The 17,596-nt window shown below is 37.3% G+C and carries 11 protein-coding genes and 1 tRNA gene; all 12 read right to left on the bottom strand.

Annotation, left to right across the window (positions count from 1 at the left end; translation table 11 throughout):
- Nucleotides 1-125: 125 nt before the first annotated feature.
- Nucleotides 126-1,130, bottom strand: a complete 1,005-nt coding sequence (locus FN756_RS07240) for a FecR family protein (protein WP_142602820.1) — start codon at nucleotides 1,128-1,130, stop codon at nucleotides 126-128.
- 91 nt (nucleotides 1,131-1,221) lie between these two features.
- On the bottom strand, nucleotides 1,222-1,776 hold the full coding sequence (locus FN756_RS07235) for an RNA polymerase sigma factor (RefSeq protein WP_142602818.1): 555 nt from the start codon (nucleotides 1,774-1,776) through the stop codon (nucleotides 1,222-1,224).
- Between the two features lie 264 nt (nucleotides 1,777-2,040).
- Nucleotides 2,041-2,112, bottom strand: a tRNA-Arg gene (locus tag FN756_RS07230).
- 496 nt (nucleotides 2,113-2,608) lie between these two features.
- Entirely contained in the window at nucleotides 2,609-3,979 is a 1,371-nt protein-coding gene (locus FN756_RS07225; protein ID WP_142602816.1) for a thioredoxin family protein, read from the bottom strand.
- A 28-nt stretch (nucleotides 3,980-4,007) separates the two neighbouring features.
- Nucleotides 4,008-5,711, bottom strand: a complete 1,704-nt coding sequence (locus FN756_RS07220) for a trypsin-like peptidase domain-containing protein (protein ID WP_142602814.1) — start codon at nucleotides 5,709-5,711, stop codon at nucleotides 4,008-4,010.
- A 106-nt stretch (nucleotides 5,712-5,817) separates the two neighbouring features.
- Entirely contained in the window at nucleotides 5,818-7,200 is a 1,383-nt protein-coding gene (locus FN756_RS07215) for a TlpA family protein disulfide reductase (RefSeq protein ID WP_142602812.1), read from the bottom strand.
- A gap of 137 nt (nucleotides 7,201-7,337) precedes the next feature.
- Nucleotides 7,338-8,690, bottom strand: coding sequence for a TlpA family protein disulfide reductase (locus FN756_RS07210; protein ID WP_142602811.1), 1,353 nt, complete (start codon nucleotides 8,688-8,690; stop codon nucleotides 7,338-7,340).
- On the bottom strand, nucleotides 8,690-10,048 hold the full coding sequence (locus FN756_RS07205; protein WP_142602809.1) for a TlpA family protein disulfide reductase: 1,359 nt from the start codon (nucleotides 10,046-10,048) through the stop codon (nucleotides 8,690-8,692). The genes FN756_RS07210 and FN756_RS07205 overlap by 1 nt, the downstream gene beginning before the upstream one ends.
- A gap of 67 nt (nucleotides 10,049-10,115) precedes the next feature.
- Nucleotides 10,116-11,636 (bottom strand): PKD-like family lipoprotein, encoded by a 1,521-nt coding sequence (locus FN756_RS07200; protein ID WP_142602807.1) that lies wholly within the window; start codon nucleotides 11,634-11,636, stop codon nucleotides 10,116-10,118.
- 29 nt (nucleotides 11,637-11,665) lie between these two features.
- On the bottom strand, nucleotides 11,666-12,415 hold the full coding sequence (locus FN756_RS07195; protein ID WP_142602806.1) for a DUF4843 domain-containing protein: 750 nt from the start codon (nucleotides 12,413-12,415) through the stop codon (nucleotides 11,666-11,668).
- Between the two features lie 12 nt (nucleotides 12,416-12,427).
- Nucleotides 12,428-13,882, bottom strand: coding sequence for a RagB/SusD family nutrient uptake outer membrane protein (locus FN756_RS07190; protein WP_142602804.1), 1,455 nt, complete (start codon nucleotides 13,880-13,882; stop codon nucleotides 12,428-12,430).
- Nucleotides 13,883-13,894: 12 nt separating this feature from the next.
- Nucleotides 13,895-17,233, bottom strand: a complete 3,339-nt coding sequence (locus FN756_RS07185; RefSeq protein WP_185955213.1) for a SusC/RagA family TonB-linked outer membrane protein — start codon at nucleotides 17,231-17,233, stop codon at nucleotides 13,895-13,897.
- Nucleotides 17,234-17,596: the final 363 nt, after the last annotated feature.

The following is a 17,596-nucleotide window of genomic DNA, read 5'->3' as shown; positions in this document are numbered from 1 at the left end:
ATTGAACACTAAAACACAAAGCCATCCCATTATAGTTGCGCAAGCAACCATTCATGGCTTTAAAAACACACGACAATTTTTTGTTCGTTCAGCGCTTGTAGCAGCAAGCGCTGATTCTTTTTTCTCTAGTTATTGTTATTGCAGCCTTTCATCTTTATCATAACCTCCTTATTTTTTATCTCGTATTTTAAAGGATGAATTCCATTGATAATTTCCAACACCTCTTCCAATTTTAATCTTGTATTAAAACGGATATTAAACTTGCAGTTTTTTACAACTATAGCATCATACTTAAAGTCGTATCCATAAATATTATGCAGAGTGGTAAATAGCTCATCAAAGCCTGCACGTTGTAAAACAACGTCACCTCTTACAAAATTGGCTGATGCTTCAGTATTCAGCTCTTCTATCTCCGCTTTAGCAGAAGCTTTATGATAGATTAAGCGTTTATTTGGCGTAAGCTCTCCAATTATTTCACTATTATGACTTACACGAACCTTTCCTGTTAGTAAATCAACCTGAACATCTTCTAACTGATTATATGATTTGATAACGAAAGATGTTCCTAGCACTCTTGTATTAATATCTTGAGTATGCACTATAAAAGGTTTCTTTTTATTATGAGTTACTTTGAAAAACGCTAACCCTTCATCTAAATAAACCTCACGACTGGTATCAGAAAAACTCTTAGGGTATTTCAATGTGCTACCGGCTTGTAACCAGACGTTGGTACTATCAGACAATGTTACCTGCATTACTCTTCCATTAGAAGCTGTAACTGTAACGTACTCAATGACCTCTTTTTTGCCGTACCAATATTGGTAACTAATTAAGCTAATAGCTGAGATCAGTAATACTGAAGCTGCAACCTTTAACCAACCTAGGCGGATAGTTCGAACTGGTTTTGTGTCTTTTTCACTTTCTTCAATTCGCTCAAGAACATTATTAAAGATGCGTTGCTTGATAGCATCTTTATCTTCATTACCGCCAAAAGGAGTCTGCGAATCATTTGTGTGTAATGAATCGAACCAATCATCTAATTGCTTTTGCGCATCGGTATTACCTGGCAAAAAACCTGACTGTGGTTTATGACTATCCTTGTGTTCCAATTTATTTCGGTTTTCATTCATAAGGACAACTCTGAAAATAGATAGTACTATAGGGATGTAAAATTTTTTAAAGATTTTTTTAGGCAGAGGGGAATTTATAATCGCAGATCGATCATTTACCCGATTTTTTATTACCTAACTTAGCACGAAGTCGCTTAATGGCATTGCTAACCTGATTTTTTACAGTTTGTTCAGAAATAGACAATCTGCTTGCTATTTCATTTACTGACAATCTTTCTTCTCTGCTCAATAAAAAAACTTCTCGCATTTTACCAGGCATGTTATTTATTTCCAAAGTCAATGAACGATTAAGCTCATTAAAATTGAGTTGGTTAATGGTTGATTGGTCCGAATCATCTTGAGTAGCTTTGATATGATCGGTATGCTTTTGTTTAACCTGTGAGTGTTTATAGAAATTAAACATCCTGTGCTTTAGCATCACATTCAGGTAAGACGCAACTGATTCAGAAATATGTATCTCTCCCCTTTTTTCCCAAAACAAGAAAAACAGATCCTGTAACAAGTCGACAGCATCATCTTTTGAAGGAAGTTTATTACAGGCCAGCACAAATAAGCGCTCCCAATGCCGTTCATATAGCTCTCCAAAAGCTCTTTTATCGCCTTGCTTAATGAGTTCAAAAAGTTCTATATCTGAATATTTACTCACCCTTTAAATGCTTAAGCAGGTGGTGAATATAGAAAGAAAATTAAAAAATAACTTTTGTTATAATTTTCTCACTGTGTTTTCAAACACTAAAAAAGACTAAACCGTTGCGTATCAGCAGATTGAAAGCACACCAAAACCTGTGTCACATACTTATTACAAGCAGAAACCAGTTTTGGCTTTTTCGAGAATAAAACATGGAAAGTATATAAACGGAGGTATTGAAATTAAAAACGCTGCTTTATTGTATAAAACAGCGTTAGTTTGTAGCCCGGACGAGAATCGAACTCATATCTAAAGTTTAGGAAACTTCTATTCTATCCATTGAACTACCGGGCCGTTTCCTTATAGGAGCAATGCTTAAACAAAAGCATTAATATCTATTAATCAGATAATTAATATTATTTAAAACAGCATTTTGGCCTGATTAAACATAAATTATCGGTCGCAAAGATAATCAAATTCCCGACTCTTGGAATAGAAGTTTTTAGCGTTTTTGGGCACTTCGTGACTCATCTGGTGACTCAACTTTCCAACCGAAATTACTACTAACCTCAAAGGTTCAGGAATTTCAACCGCGATCATAAGTGAAGCATTGGGACTCCAAACCGAGCAACAAACCCAAACCTATTTGGATGAGTTTGAAAAAGGAGTAATATCATCAGCAGAGGCTAAAATCTTTAATTTCTAAGAGAGGCACACACTTCTATCATTTTTATTAAAAGACAGTTCGGTTTTCATTGAGTTTTGATCGCCATAATTAAAGAGGCTGTCTCAAAAGGGGCAGCCTTTTTAGACAGCCTCAATTAAAACTTAAATATTTATTGAAATCTTCTTAATGGGCTGCTGCTCTCTTTTTCATTTTATAAGCCACGAATGTAACCTTGGCTTCATCATTCTTCATTTTCTGAAGTAAAGTTTCGGCATCGGCCAGGTAAACGTCATTATTTTTTTTCATCTCTTTTAAAACCGCAGTTTGCTGTTTTATGGCTGTCTTTTTATCTCCAAGATTATACAATGTAGTATTCATGGCGTTAGTATAGTAGAAAGTGGTTGGAGTTAGCAGTTGAGCCTTTTTATACACCTTTATTGATAACTCTTTATCCTGCTTTTGAGTAGAAAGCTTTAAAAGTCCGGAAGCATAACTTACACACGTACTTGCTGTACGCACAGAATCGATTGTAGGGTTGGGTTCAGGAGCATTTTTATCAATGATAATAAAACTACGACCTATGGTATTATTCTGATCAGCCGGCAAAATGAACTTGGTTATATAGTCGCGCGTTGCCTGTAAAAGTTGAATACTATCGTTTGTTGCTGAATAGACTTTCATTTTGATTTCCAAAATCTTTTTATCTCTTTTTGATTCGTTCAATACAAAGGCCCTCAATTCAGCAATACACTTGTTTAACAGAACTTCCTTATCAGCTTTCGACAACTTATTACTGCCGATCATTTCGAACGGTTTATCGATCACTTTCATTAATTCACGGTCAAGATTTGCGGCTACAAGACCATCCTTTTTGCACAGCAGCCCATCAATTGTTTTATAGTTTTTAACCAGGTAATCATACACCTTAACACCTCCGTTAAAGTTTTCAGCTAAAAAACACAATTGATTATTGGTAGGATGTTGTGACATGTATTTATTCAGGTAAAGCTCTAAAATCCGACTTGCAATACCAGGATTTTCATACTTTAAACGTTTTATGTAGGTCTGTAGGAAGGCCTCATCATAATTGCCCGAATCAAATCTGTCCGTCATTTCCTTTGTGCTGATTTCGGTTTTGCCTGCAAACTTATTCAGCATTTTGTCGCCTACATCTTCAAACGTTGAAGCTGGCATAGAACTTCCCGATTGCCCAATAAGGGATTCATCCACTGGATTAATGAATAAATACGTAGGGTAAGAGCCGACCTTATATTTTTTCGCAAGTTCAATCCCTTCACCTTTTTCGGCATCTATTTTTACGTTTACAAATCCTTTGTTGAATTTCTCTCCTATTTCAGGACGAGTAAACACCGTTGAAGCCATTACTCTACAGGGACCGCACCAACTGGTGTATACGTCCACAAAAATGGGCTTATGTTGTTCCTTTGCCTTTTGAACAACTTCCTTCCAGGATGCATGGTCAAATTCTATTCCTTGAGCCCAGGCGCCCATTACACTAATTACTAGCAGAAAACTTAAAATATGTTTTTTCATTTTTTTTAATTTAAAATTGATTGGCTTCCTATAAAGTTATTTTAGACGCTTTCACAAATTGTACAATTACTTTAGCCGGAATAGCTAAGCTTGTTGTACGACTAAATCTGGCGATGTTGATTCCGTAAAATTTCCCATTGGTGCCATAAAGAGGACCGCCACAGTCGGCTGGAGTTAATTGGCCGTCATGCGCCAATGCTTCCTTTAAATTATCCCGTTTTTGGCTTCTTCCTTCTCTAAAATGATCAAACGAAACGTTAGGCTCTACGTAATAATGCTTAAGAACAAGGTCCTTTGTAAAAGATTGGCCTGACTTCTTGGTGTATTGAAGGCTGACCGATTGGTTAATATCATACTTGGACAATTCTTTCGAAAAGCCATCTAACGTTAGTACCGGCTCGTTATTTATCTTGGTTAATACATCGCGGATCTCAATATCATTTTCACCTTTCTTAACATTTTCAGCCTTAAGGTTTGTCATTTCAGAATAAAGCGCCGTAACTAAAATCTGATGGGTATCAGTATTGAAATTAACACCTAACCCTAAAAAAGCCGCCGGCGACTTCGGTATTGTTAAAAACCGGTTGCCCAGAACACTCATTATACCGTCTCTTTGCGGTCGTGGGGAAATTAAAAAGTTACCAAACTCTTCAAAAGAAACTGAATCGGTATTAGCTGATTGAAGCTCTACGCCGCCTTTTATTTCCATGGAAACTCCCAGCAGAGCCAAATCGTTCTTTTCATCACGTCTTAGCACTTTGGCGCTTACAAACTTACCCGAAACCACTTCAATCATCGCATGCTCACTTATTTCAGAACTTTTACTAATAAAGAAACTTTTGCCCTTTAAATCTGACTCAGAAACTAAGCCCTTAAAATTGACAAGGGTACTCAAAATCGAAGTTTTTTGAACCGAATCTTTTACAGCAAATACTGTTTTCTGAAATTCTGAATCTTGCGTTTTAAAGCTTGAACTTAATTCCGCTATTTCAGGAACAGGTTTTAGCACCACCGCTTTCTTATCCGGGGAAAACTTATCTTCGGGAATAAAAGCGGTGTGATATTCAGGGGACTGCAATGCTGTCCAATATTTTCTGAACACATCTATAGGTGTTTCGAAATTATCCTCTTGGGCATCCCTGATACGGCTGTGTATACCAATAACCCTTCCTTTCAGATCAAAAAGTGGACCTCCGGAATCTCCAGGCTCCATTAAGCAGGTATTTTGGATATAACCATTTTCATGCAGTTTGTTCGAAATATATCCAAACCGCACCGTAGGGGTATTGAATCCCAAACTACCGGGACATGCTATACTTAGGCATGGAACATTGTTTTCCAACATGGAAGACCATCCCATTTTTGCCGATGGCCACTTTCCCTTATCGGTAATGATCATCATGGCGGCATCTGCAGTGGGAATCACTCCTAAACCTTGGGCTTTAACTTGCCGTCCATCAGGAAAAGTGACCAGGTAAATGGCATTGGGTGTAATTGCATGCCCTGCGGTAAGAATATGCCCCTTGCTATCCACCACCACGCCACTGAATTGGCCACCAACTCCCTTTTGAAATTCCGAATTATATGCAATTATGCGAACTGATGCATTATAGGCCTGTTTAATGCCTTGTTTAACTTCAGCCTGCAATTGCTCGGTATTAAAACTGCTATTTTGAGCAAATGTTGGTTTAAAAATTTGCAGGCAAATTAAAAATGCTAGTACTTTTTTCATGTGTCTTAAATCACGTCCAGTAAGAATTATTTTTTCAATTCTGGTGCAAAAGTTCTTTTTAATTCTGGGTTTTGCAAAAGGTTGCTGATAATTTAATATCTTACATCTATTTGGACTTTAAAGCGGCCTCCGAGTTATTGTTTAATTCTGAAAGCAATAATTCTTTTAATTTCGGATTCGAAGGACGAGGTGCATCAATGGTTACCACGTTTCCTTTTTTGTCGAACACCATGAATCTAGGAATTGCCTCGATTTTATAATCTTTGGCAATTTTAGTATTAAATCCGCTGGCCAAAAGTTGAACGCCATCCAATTCCTTCTCCTTAAGCATGGTTTTCCATTTTTGCTTATCCTTTTCTTCATCCAATGAAACCGAAATAAATACTACATCTTTTCCCTGTAATTCTTTTTCGAGGTTTTTAAGCGAAGGAATTTCCTGGTTACACGGGCCGCACCAGGTTGCCCACACATCCACCAATACTACTTTTCCTTTAAAATCGCTCAATGAAACCATCTTATCGTTCTGATCAGGATAGGTAAAATCGGCCGCTGGCTTGGTACCTGATTCAGCACTATAGTATTTCGAACTCAGTTCTTCGAGCGTCTTTTTTTGATATTCGGATTGAAAATAGTTGCCATATTTATCAACTATTTCCTTAAAGCCGGCGTAATTTTTCACTCCCTTCATACCAAAACCACTGTTAAGGATATATGCCCCTTTTACCTTGTCTGAATTAAAAGCAGCTAACTTGTTATCCAAGGTTGACCTTCCCGGCACAGCATAATCAGCATACATGCCCATGTAACGCTTGCCATAAAGCATTAACAATACATCGTCATTGTTAAATTTATCCTTAGCAACAATGCTGTTGTAATAAGGAATAAGATCTTCATTCTTAGGATATTCGATGCGCGGAGTTCGCATAAAGTTCAATGCATACAGATCCATATCATACACCGTCACTTCTTTCATCAACTCGTTGAATCGTACATTTTTTGTATTGATGGTTTTTCGAAAATCATCTGTTTTAGCGGCAACTTTTGTAAACTCCGGAAAGAAATCACGAAACGTACTGTTACTAGCGAAATAGAAGGATTTATTCTTCAGGCTTTCCGTCAGTTGAGTCCATGAAGAAAGAATGGTATTTTCAGGAGTTTGCTTGCCCACAAACTGCATGGTTCTATTATAAATCGAAACCTCAGCCTTATCCCCCTTTTTAAAATAGATTGGAAATTTACCTCTTACAAAATCAGCCCAGCCAATTGCATAAAAACCCTCGCGTGCGGGAGTAAACAAAAAGCCAAAAGAACCATCTTGCGCCAGCTTAGTTTTGGCTAATTCAACCGGCTCTCCATCCTCAATAGAATACAAGGCAATGTCTTGATCATGATAATAATCAGACCCTACTGTTCCCCGAATTTCATTCATTTGGGCAAACAATCTGCTGCCAAGCAACATGGCAAAGGCTAGCATCACTAATTTTTTCATTTGTTATTTTATGTAACCTGTGATTAGGTTGAGTTTAAATTGATCAGTAAAACAAAGCGGTCCGAAGACCGCTTTGAAACTTCGAAAGAAATATTTTGATCAAATAATCTTTATGAATTGACGCTGAGGCCGTTTTATTATGAACCCTGTTTAGAAAGTTCTTTAAGCAATAACTCCTTTAATTCCGGTTGTGAAGGGCGAGGAGAATTCACATTAACGATTTTACCTTCGCGATCGAACACCATAAAACGTGGAATGGTCGCGATTTGATAGAAATCCAGTAATTCATTTTGAGGACCACCAAACAATTGAATGCCACCTAATTGCATGTCACTAATCATTTTCAACCATTTGTCTTTATCTTTTGTCTGATCCATTGTAACACTTACAAAAGCAATGTTTTTATCGTGCAACTCCTCTTCCAGTTTCTTCAAGAAAGGAAGTTCTTGCTTACAAGGTGCACACCAGGTTGCCCAAACATCCACCAAAACTACTTTGCCTTTTAAATCGCTAAATGAAACCGTTTTGCCATCTTTATCAGGGAAGCTAAAATTCCTGGCTTGGCCGCCGGATGAGTGTAAATATAGTTTCAGCCCCAGGTCTTTTACTTGTTGCTGAAGCCCCGGAGATGTTTTAAGATAGCGGTCATATTTCTTGATAAAAATCTCGTATGTAGAGTAAGACCAATTCTTTGTAAATGGCATCGTCCTATTTAAAATATAAACGCCTTTTTGATGGTCAGATACAAGTAAATTCATTTTAGCATCTGCATCACCTTTTCCAATCTCATTCACATAATCGTTAATGAATCTTTCGCCATACATGTACGACAAAACATCATCACCAGGGTAGTTTTCCTTTTTAATGGTTTTGTAATAAGGAATTAATTCTTCCTCTTTTGGATGGACTTTACGAGGCGTATGTCTAAAGGTAAGCGCATAAAAGTCCAAATCGAAGTAGGTTTCAGAGGTCATTAAACGATTAAAATTGGCATTCTTAGTGTTAATCGTTTTTCTAAACGCATCAGCCTGTGATGCAACTTTGGTAAATTCAGGGAAAAAGTCTACGTAGGTAACCATTGGAGGTTCGGCAAAACAAATTGCTTTTACCTTTATTTCCTGAGTCAGGTCAGTCCAGGATGAAAGAATGGTATTTTCCTGAGTCTGCTTGCCAATAAACTTCATTCTTTTGCCATCAATCGCAATTTCGCTTTTATCACCTTTTTTAAGGTACACCGGAAACTGGCCATCCATCAGTTTATTATAACCTACAACAAAGAAACCCTCAGTTTCTGGCTCAATCAAGAAACCAAAAGCCCCATCTTTAGATAACTTTGTACTGGCGATTAATTTAGTATCACCATCTTCAACACTATAGAGGTTGATTGCATTATTATCATGGGTATTTTTTGCCACCCCGCGAATTTCACTCAACTGAGCAAATGAAACTTTTGAAAGCAACAGTGCGGCAATTATTAAAACTTTTTTCATTATGATTTTTTACTTAATAGTTCTTTCAAATAAATCTTTAGGAGTGGATTTGACGGGCGTTGGCAGCATTTAGCATTCACCATTTTTCCTTCTTTGTCTATGATCAGAAAGCGAGGAATACCAGTTAAACCAACCTGATTGAAGAACGGATTTTTTCTCATTCCCTCTTTCATGAGTATTTGCTCTCCACTGAGATTACGTTTCGTCAAGAAGTTCTTCCACAAACCGGCATCATTATCACCTGAAAGAGAAACGAATACAATGTTTTCGCCTTGCATTTCATGCTCCAGTTTTTTAAGGAAAGGTATTTCAGCAATACATGGGTGACAGGATGTAGACCAGAGATCCATGAAAATATATTTACCCTTATAATCACTAATAGCAGCCGTACTGCCATCGGGGCGAACGAAAGTAAATGCGCTCATATCAGTTCCGGGCAACGCATTGTTAAAGGTGGTATTTTTTTCAGCTTTTGCAAGGGCTGCATTTATCTTCGAAACACTTGCAGGATCTTTTACTAAAGGCATCGCTTCTTTAGCTTCTTGTTTGATCGTAAAAACATCCCCTTCCAAGGCAGCATGGTCTAATAAAGCGACGATATAATCTTCTCTTAATTTTTGGTTTTCAACTTCTTTAGCAAAGTCGGCAACCCAGGTATTGATGCTCCTAACGTTCAATTTACCGGCTTCCATTTTGGCAAACATCAGTTCGGAAATGGTTCTGTTCCAGTTGTTATAGTAAACGATTCCAGGAAATAACTGAAGGTTCAAATCATCGAATTTAACCTTATTGATCGCATCCGTTTCGCCACCTATTTTGGAATCCATGTATGAACCAAACACTTTATCAAGATATTCACCCTGGGTATAACCTAATAAAGCTACCCGGTTACGCACAACCTCTGCATTAGTTGAAGCATTGATTTCATTTACACGGTTAGTATAAACCTGTTTTAAAGTATACTGTGAATTAGTATAGTCGTATTTGTGTGTCAGGTCAAAATAAAACTGATTTACCTGGCCTCCATTGCCGCTAAAAACCAATTTATTCTCCTTTACTGAAAGGCTAAGATTATCGCCCGGATTTAAGAATACATCAAATCCTCCTTTGAAACGTGGATCAGAGATCATCACGTCAAAAAAACCAGGCTTTGTTAAATCGGCTTCCATTACAAAATGCCCATTTGAAACGGCAGCCTTTGCCAAAAGGGTAGGCATGCCTCCCTTAATCCAAACGTTAACCTGGCTCGCTTCTAAAGCATCTCCTTTAATTATCGTTTTCACTCCTTGATCTGCTAATGCAGGCAGAGCACTACCTATACCGCAAAATAATGCGGCATAAACCAAAAATTTCTTCATAATGTATTTTAAATTATTGATTGGTGTAAAAAAGAGCCGGAAGTAGAATAACTTCCGGCATAATTTTTTAGCGTTCTCTGTAGTGTAAGCTTACTACCTTACCGAAACCAGAAAAGTTTTTATACGGCACTAAATCCCCGTGAGAAGCTGGAACGGTAAACATTTCCATTTTACCATTTTTGTCAGCCGGTAATGCTGGATCATAACTACATACGATTAACTTATTTGAGTCTTTATATTTTGAAGTTTTATGAAATGCCTGGAACTTCAAAACAGATACTTTTTGCGCACCCATATCTAACATAAGTTTAGTGGTTTTTGAAGCCATATCGTATTCATACACCTTTCCACCAACGTTATAAAATATATATTGTGTATCAGGGCTGATGGCAATTTTTTCTGCCTTATCAAAATCGGTACCGATCATCTGATCGTAATAATTTTGGACTCCAGTTGATGTAAACTCAGCCATCCAGTACTTATTAGACCCATCTTTCAAAATCGCAAAATATTGTTTTACTCCTGTATTAAAATCCATGTAGACGAGATCCATTCCAATAGTAAAACTAAATCTTTTAGTAGCTGGAGCCGGATCCGTAAATGTTGAAACAGTAGCAGCAGTGCCGCCTGCATGTTTTAGAAAACGCTTATTTTCCACGTCAAATACAACAACTGGATAAAGGCCGACAGCTTCCTCAACGGCCATCATTGGAGCTATTTTAAATATCTTTCCATTTAAATAATTCAGCGGTGTGCTGTATCTAACCCCATATGTTTTATCAAAATTAAAAAGATCCCCATTAGCAATCATGTATGAATGCTGAAGCCCGCATTTTTTTAGGACATCATAATGGAAATTTTGCGGAAAAGTATAGCCAAACACCTCATGTTCAACATTGTAATTACTTGACCAGCTGAAATCCTCCGGCTGAAGACGATTCGTTTCCTGATCTGTTCCAACGTAAAAACCATAAGGCAAGTTAATCCCCGGGGGAAGAAAAGGTGTATTCATATCATAGGTATATACCAGTGAGGGTTTACCTTTTAATTTTAAATCGGAACCTGTTTTAGCCAATAAGTCATTAATAGTAGTAAACGTAGTATTATCCAGATTTAGAGAAATCATATCTAACTGCGCATTTCCATTCACATCAGTCATTAACAACCAACCTTCATTAATTTCATTTCTAACCCTTAATTTAAATTCTTTATCAAACTGAACTCCGGTTTCTTTATCTGTAATTCGATAATAAAACTTATAAGGATCATTTGCCACCTTTAATGGAAGACCTGCAAGCTCCAGATTTTGGGTAGTAGCTAATACAGTAATTTTACTACCAGGCACAGGTGCAATGTACGACCATTCATAACTATAACGGGAAGGATCGCCCTTGGTATCCATCGTATAAGAAACCTCTGGTTTAATGGTCAATGGTTTACCAAAAACGGCAGTAATTTCGCCTGTTTCGCTAATGTTCGAAAATTTAACCTTATTAATATCATGATATTCATAATTACCAAGATCTTTTTTGCAAGAGCTTGCAACTACTATTGAAGCGGCTAATAAATAAGAATATATTTTTTTCATGTTTTTCCTTTTATTTAAAAATTAACCCACTATTGAGCGTTGGATCCCATCACCATATTTTTACCATCTTCATCTTTAATAATATTACCCTTGGCTGCTTGCTCATTCAGGTAGCGTTGTGTAGTTCTGGCATAAAACAAGCCTTCCGCGGTTGACATTGTATCCATATATAATGGAGTTACACCGCAAAGTTCACAGACCAAAAACATTTTCGTTTTGGTGAAATTACCAAAGTAATTGATACTCCAGTTCCTTGGCTTCAGCAAACCATCAGTAACCATCAGCTTTTTAGTAATACAGCTTACTGGCTTATTTTGAGAATTCAAGCGCTGTTTAAATAAGGTATTAAAGTTCTCGTTAGGTACTAAATTGAAAATGATGTTCAACTCTTTATCTAACATATCAGGAGTGCGAATCAATCTTACGCGAACAGTGTCATGAATAGCATTCTTCTTTATGACGAATTTCTGATCTGCCGGAAATTCAAAATGGGTGCCTAACACAGCCGTTGAACTTGGGTCGATTTCCATTTTATACTCCCGGTCGTAATTAACCGGAGTGCCTACCGTTGATATTACCACCTTTACAACAGAATCTTTATTTATTATCGGGGCAAAAGAAAATCCCGTCGAATCCTTTGCAAGTCTGACATCCATTGCACCACCTGCTTCTTCAAAATAAACATTAGACTCTCCTTCATAAGTCATTAAATCCTTTTCACAAGAGATCAATGATCCAACGAACAATAAAGCACTAAGTTGATATAATAATTTCTTCATGATTTAATACGATTAATGGAATTGAGTTTCATTTGGTGGAAGTGGAGCTACATATTTGCTTGCATCCATTGTAAATGCAGGAGCACCATCTACACCTGATGCGATAGATGCTGTATTTGTTCTTTTATAGTAAAAGAACAACTGACCCTCTCCAAAAAATTCCCTTTTATATTCTTTCAATAGTTCATTCTGTAAATTAGGAACTGAGGTAAGGGCATCTATATTTCTATTAATTCGTACTTTATTTAAATAAGCCAGGGCCTGAATTTGATCAGGTTCACACTCAGCAGCGATATAGTACATTTCAGAGAGCTTTAACAATGGAATAGTATTTCTAAAATCCATGGTCTTTTTCACTACATCAGCATATTTATTAAATGTACGAATGGATCTAGTGGAGGTTCCAGAAGGCTCCGCCCAATTCAACCTGTATCTATAATCATTTCCACCTACACCTGCACCTGTTTCAGTTATCTCAAACACACTCTTCAGATTTTTATCAGTCGGTACAAGGATTGCATTATCCTCCAATGCTTCTACAAACATTACGTTATTTGCGCTATAGAGGTTAGTAGAATACGCACCCAAAATCATCTCCGTACTGAAAATTCGGTCGGGATTTGATTTTTCATTACTGTTAGCCAGTGTTGTCCAGGGAAATTTTGAAGCATTATCAATGACAACCTTAGCTGCTGCCAAAGCAACCGCTTTATCTCCTCTGTATAAATTAACCCTGGCTTGTAAGGCTTTAACCGCAAAATAATTTAAGCGATAATTTCTATTCACCATGAAATCAGTAGAAGTAGTCGTCGACATTACCCCTTTGGTTATTATAGGATCTTTCTCTAATAATTTCTCCGCCTGATTCAGATCTGCTACAATGTTTTTCATTACCTCATTAGCAGGCAGTAAAGGTCTCGCCACATTTTCTACTTTATCATAATATGGGATTGAAATTTGTGTCGAATCAACGGTGCTGTACCTCGGGCCAAATAAGCGCAGCACGTCAAAGTGCAGCATAGCACGCATGGCTATAACCTCTCCTCTATAAATCGAATCCGTTTTCGCATCTAATAGGCCGGGTCTGGCATCCAGATTTTGTAAAAACATATTAATGTTCATAATGCTAGAGTAGGAGTCGGACCATATACTATTCGTTCTACTCGACGTTGGACCTTCCGCCCAACTATATTGTGAGATTGAATACCAAGCTCCATTTGTACTGTTTAGGTTAAATCGCTGAGCCAACACCTCCATAGTACTTAATGTAAGGTTCTCCCCATATAAGTTAGGCCCTGCTATTTTGAGATACAAGCCATTTAAAGCCAGGTTTACACTTTGTTTATTCGAATAAACCGTTCCTTCCAACATCTGATCTTCAGGCTTTACATCCAAAAAGTTTTTACAAGAGGCCAGGCCCAGTAATGTTGCAACAGTTAATATTAAGTTTATATAATTTCTTTTCATTATTCCTAGATTTTAGAATGAGGCCTTTAAACTGAATGAAACTGAACGGGCAAATGGATAACCGATACCTCTTTCACGCTTAACGGTAGAAATTCTAAGGATATCATTGGTATATGCACTGAAACTCAAAGCATTCATACCCATGCTCTTAATCCATTTTGCATTTTCGAAGTTATAACCCACACTCATCGATTCGAATGAAAAAACATCTTCTTGCTGTACAAATCGCGACGACATTTGAGTTTCGTCTGTTAATGAAATGCCCTTAAACTGTGCTATATCACCCGGCTTTTTCCAACGATCATAAAGGGCTCTTCTATCCTGGTTTAAAGAAAGTTGCTTATAAGAAATGTTTTCAACTTTATTAAATAAGGCTGAATTAATGATACTAGCCCCTTGACTATATCTCATAGACATGTTGATATTGAAGCCTTTGAGTCTAATAGAGTTAGTAATTATCCCCTGAATAAGTGGATCAGTATTGCCAATGACCACGGTAGCTGCATACGGATATTCGAAAGTATAATTCCCGGTTGATGTCAGGAACATTTCGCGGCCTGTTGCAGGATCAATACCCAAAGACTGTGCAGCCCAGATAGCCGAAGGACTGTTCCCATCCTGGAAACGGAGATAAGTTCTATTGGCCTCTTGAGAAGCATTTAATCTAGACAATTTGTTTCCAAACCCGCCGTAAGAGCTTTGTGTATGGCCTCCTGTTGCACTTATGGTCCAATTAATTCGTTTTTTAAGGTTCTGAATCACATTATAGGCAATCCTCGTCTCAAAACCCTTCGTTGTAAGATTTCCAAAATTTTCCTGGTGATTAGCAAAACCTGTTGAAGCAGCATTGTCAATACTAACAACCATATTGTTTGTGAACTTATTATAAAACTGAAAATAACCACTCAACTTTTTATTTAAAAAACTGAAATTAATACTGTTACTTAGTTGAAGGGTCTTTTGTGCTTTAATATCAGGGTTTGCTACTGAAGTTAAAGTTAATGCCTGCCCAAATTTGTTATAGGAAGGGTCATAAGAATAAACAGACGATGCAGCTACGCTTCCAAAGTTTTGATTACCCGTAACTCCAATATTTGAACTAATCCTTAAATTATCTATCCAGGAAATACCTTTTATGAACTTTTCCTCTGAAAGATTCCATCCAATACCAGTTGCATAATAAGGCGACAACCTTTGATTTGTGCCATAAGAGGTTGAACCATCTAAACGATACGATCCATCAAAAAGAAATCGTCTGTCATAAGAATAGTTAGCAGATACCAATGCATTAGCAGTACGATATACAGTTTGTGCAGCTGATGGTTTACCTAACTGATCATACCCAAAAGCAAATCGCGGGTTTCCGTTAGATCCGACAGGGAAACCCACCAATGTGGTACCCATAGAGCTGTTAAAACGGTGAGAAATTTCAGAACGCGCATTTGCAGTAAAAGAATGCTTACCGAATGTTTTTCCAAAACTTAATAATGCATTCCCTGTATATGAAAGGCTTTCTCCTTTACTATTTGTATACTTTCCTTTGAGGGTAAAATCAGTAGCATCATACATTGTATGGTCAGGTGACGTAAATACTGCAGTAGAATTCTGGCCTTTAGCTATTTGAAAACCTCCGTCTAAGCGTAATTCCGGCAATAATTCAACCTTAACACTCGTATTGTTTGTAAGATTTAAACCTTTGCCTCCATTAAATGAAGCGAGCGAAGCATTATATAATGGATTTGCAACCGGCGTATTAATAGCAAAAGTTGAACCTTCAGCAGGGGCATAGGCCACCTCAAGCAATTTGGCGTTCCCCTTTTTATAATAAGGATTTTGGTTTGCCCAGGTCGAGAAAGAACCGTAAGGTGAATCAGCATGTTCCGTACCGCCTACCGAAAAGTTATTGGTAATAGATAGCTTATTTTTGCGATAACTAAAATTCACATTTCCGCTCCAGCCATTACGATTCGATCCTTTCATTACACCGTCTTGCAGTTTGTAATTAAAACCAACACCATATTGAAGATTTTGATCACCACCACTCACTGAAACTGAATTATTTTTAGTATATCCAATACGAACAGGTTCGTTTAACCAATAAGTATTTACACCTTGTTGAACTGCAGTAAGGTGGGTATTGTACACTTGATCCAAACTAATCTGATCTTCAGCAGGGCCTATAGCACTAGCAGTGTACCTTCCCGAAAGCTTTTCGAACTGAAGCTTTTCAGTTGAATTCATTAAATTATAGACAGTCAAGTCAGGTGCTTCTACCCTAATGTCATTGTTATAGGAAAATCGGAGCTTACCTTCTTTAGGTTTTATTGTTTCAACCACCACAACACCATTGGCCGCTTTTGATCCATATAAAGCCGTTGAAGCCGCATCTTTAAGGATTACGACTGATTGTATACGGTTAATATCCAAATCAATAATTCTTTGAAGGGTCGTTTCAAAACCATCTAAAATGAATAATGGCTGATTGGGATCAGTGCTAAATTCATCTTGTAAAGTCAAGCCTGCTGCCCCTGTTTTACCGCGAATTTCAATTACCGGAGTGCTGTTCGGATCTGATCCTTTTAAATTATTTTCAACAACGATAAAAGCAGGATCTAATGCTTTTAAGCTTTGAATTATATTGCTGTTCCCGATGGCTTTTAATTGTTCACCGGTATAAGTAGCTGTAGCACCCGTAAAGGTTTTTGCATCACGATTGATACCGGTACCTGTTACGATTACTTCATTAATCTTAAGCTCATTAGGCTCAAGCTTAACATTCATTTTAGCTTTCGCAGGTTGCTGTATGCTGCGATAACCAATAAATGAAAAAGAAAGCACCGAATTTTCCGGTACATTCTTCAAGATAAACTGACCTTTTGCGTCGGTTTGAGTGGCAAGGTTAGAACCCTTAACTACAACGTTAACTCCTGGCATTGGCGCTCCGGTTTCGTCAATTACCTTACCGGTAATATCGCTATTGACTACTTGTACTGATGATGGTGTAGTCCCTGTAGCCGAGGGCGCATTGGCTGCTTTTATGAGGATGTATTTATCGTTTACTTCAAATTGAAGGCTCTTGCCCTTTAAAACTGATTTCATTACTTCTTCAACATCAGCTTGACGAAAATCGACTGCAACCTTCTCTTGATCATTCAACACTTTGTTGTTGTAAAAAGCGATTAAACCGGTTTGCTTTTTAATTTCTGCGAGTACTCTCCCAATGCTGATGTTATTTGCTTTCAGTGTAACCAACGCCTTAGATTGTAAAGCGAAGGATGGCAAAGAATTACAAATAAAAAGCAACAAAGTTAGCAACGCAATGAGTCGCCGACCTCGCGATAATCTTTTCATTAATTGTAAATTTTTTCCATTCATAATTGATTAATTAGGTTAAATTTTGTTCAATTCCCTATTAAGACAATAAAATTTGGCAAACGGGTGACAACAATTTTTTATTTGTCAAAAAAAAACCAGTGAGCAAAAGAAATGAAAGTGATGTTTATGAATGTTAGAGAAACAATACTAAACTTTAGTAATGATAATATTGATTTATTAAAATCAAACTGGACTAAACGTTTAAAAAACAGGATTTTACTTTTAATCTACTAGACAAAAAATAGGCCCCTGCGGGAGAGAGCAGGGGCCTTGGCAAAACATTAAATTCCTAAACATTAGGCAGTTAGTTATAATTCAACCCTAGAAAATTTCTAAAAA

Origin of the sequence: Solitalea koreensis, from assembly GCF_900182575.1 — a bacterium.
Classification (GTDB): domain Bacteria; phylum Bacteroidota; class Bacteroidia; order Sphingobacteriales; family Sphingobacteriaceae; genus Solitalea; species Solitalea koreensis.
The sequence above is the reverse complement of the archived record's forward strand: the minus strand, read 5'-3'. Positions and strand labels throughout refer to the sequence as shown.